Origin of the sequence: Synechococcus sp. R55.7, assembly GCF_047461955.1 — a bacterium.
Classification (GTDB): domain Bacteria; phylum Cyanobacteriota; class Cyanobacteriia; order Thermostichales; family Thermostichaceae; genus Thermostichus.
Genome location: NZ_JANSIC010000044.1, coordinates 10,558 through 12,449, shown reverse-complemented (window position 1 = coordinate 12,449; position 1,892 = coordinate 10,558). Strand labels below are relative to the sequence as shown.

Annotated in this window: 2 protein-coding genes; one reads left to right on the top strand and one right to left on the bottom strand. The window is 56.1% G+C overall.

Annotated features, from left to right (window positions below; translation table 11 throughout):
* Positions 1 to 80 precede the first annotated feature (80 nt).
* On the top strand, positions 81 to 482 hold the full coding sequence (locus NW820_RS03775) for a DUF4359 domain-containing protein (RefSeq protein WP_414406723.1): 402 nt from the start codon (positions 81 to 83) through the stop codon (positions 480 to 482).
* A gap of 60 nt (positions 483 to 542) precedes the next feature.
* Here the strand turns inward: NW820_RS03775 and NW820_RS03770 are convergent, their stop codons facing one another.
* Positions 543 to 1,664: a methyl-accepting chemotaxis protein gene (locus tag NW820_RS03770; protein ID WP_414406722.1), complete on the bottom strand. Its 1,122-nt coding sequence runs from the start codon at positions 1,662 to 1,664 to the stop codon at positions 543 to 545.
* Between the last annotated feature and the right edge of the window lie 228 nt (positions 1,665 to 1,892).

The window sequence follows — 1,892 nt, the reverse complement described above, 5'->3', positions numbered from 1 at the left end:
CCTTTGGCTTCTGCCGAAAGATCCCTGTTGAGGTGGCTCAAGCCTATAGCAGAATAAAGAATTCGGTTTCGGAGGCTGCGATGCTGAAGGTCTTTTCCTTGCTTTCCGGGCTGGTTTTGGCGGGAGGAGTGGCTGCTTTGGCCATCACCAATCCCACCTTAGAAGAGTACAGAACCCATGCAGGGCAACAACTGGCCGCCTACGCTACGCGAGAATACTGCGCTCAGATCCCGTCTTTCTTGGTCACTTTGATTGAGGAATGTCATGCCCTTGTCCGAGAGCTCCAGCCCGAACTAGAAGCTCTGTTCATGCGCCAAACCCGCCGGCAGAATTTTATCCTTTTCAGCCTCTACACCACCGATTTGTCGTTGCTCAACTTTGGCCCACTGGGGATCTCCTTGCCCACCTACCACTTTGAAACCCTTGCCGTGGCTGGGCAATTTTATACTTATGAGATTCGAGAGGGGAAAGTTGACCCCTAGCCACCATGGCAACCTTAGGGATCAGACAGATCCAAAAGAATCTCAAACCCAAAAGGGAGGCTAGATCTGGGCCTGTTCCAACAGGGTTTGCAGCTCTTCCAGGGCCAACTGGGCCGACTGGGCCTGCTGGTAAAGGGATTGCACCACCTCAGCACTGCTTTGGGCCGATTGCAGTGTGGATTGGCTCTGGCGCTGGATACGCTCTGCCAAGCTGCGAATACGGTTGCTGGCCTCGGTGGTTCGCCCGGCCAATTTGCGGATCTCCTGGGCAATGGCTCCAAAGCCACCGGCACCACCGCTGCGGTTGGCCTCTACAGCCGCATTGAAAGAGAGCAGGCGAATGTATCCTGCCACCTCTACGATCAAATCCACGATGGTGTTGATCTCCTTGAGTTCGCGGGATAGCTCCTGGTTGTTGTCGGCAATTTCCTGGAAGAGGGTGCGCACCGCTTCTACCCCAGCAAAGGTGGCGGCAAAGGTGGATTTGCCCTTCTCCGAGAGGATCGAGCTAATCTCGATGATGCGGGCGTTGAGGCGAGCCAGCTCCTCAGAGCGCTGTTGGGCCCGCCGGCGTTCCATATCTAGGGCCAGGTTTTGGCTGAGGATCTCGGCTTTCTGCCGCTCCAGATCCCGAGCATACTGGAGGCTGCGGTTTTTTTCCTGCTCCAGCTCTGCCAAGATCCTTTTCATCTCTTCCTGCTGCTCCTGTAGCTTGCGCTGGGTGGCCAGATGCACCTGGGCCTGGGCCACCAACAACACCGGCACATCGAGAAGGCGGTAGTCCTGGGATCCCAGTTGAACCACCACGGGGTCATAGATGGTCTCTTCGGGCCGTTGGAAAGCTCGGTCGGCTGCTTGGATGACATCGCAGTCGCCGGGGAGCAAGAGAAAATCCCGGCTATGGAACTCTACCATGGAGCTGATGGGCCGCTTCAAAAACACATCCAGGCCGTAGGGCTTGCTAAGCATCCACTCCAGAATGGCGCGGCGGGTCAACATTCCCCGCACCTGTGACCGCTCGTCCAGCACGATGACTCCTGAAAGGCTGCTGTCATCTTCTAGGCGGCGCACCACGTTCTCACAAGGGGTGGACTCGCTCACCTGAAACTCCACCAAGGCCAAATCGCGCAGCTTGGTGTTGATCGATAGGGTAGGAGTGGGTGGATTTGTCAGGGTAGCCATCACAGGGATCGTCGGCACACGTTGGGTACAGATGGGTTGGATGCTAATGTGTAGAGTAACACAAAAAGTCGGCCCTAAATCGGCCTTTGATGGGGTGATTCCTGCAGAAAATCGACCACCTTCAGTTTGCCCTGGGATCCCATCTCCTGCCCATAGGATTTTGCAGAATTGTGCGGGAAGGATGGCCTGGGATCCCTTCTTTGCGGTTTGCTGGGACGGATCCCTTTG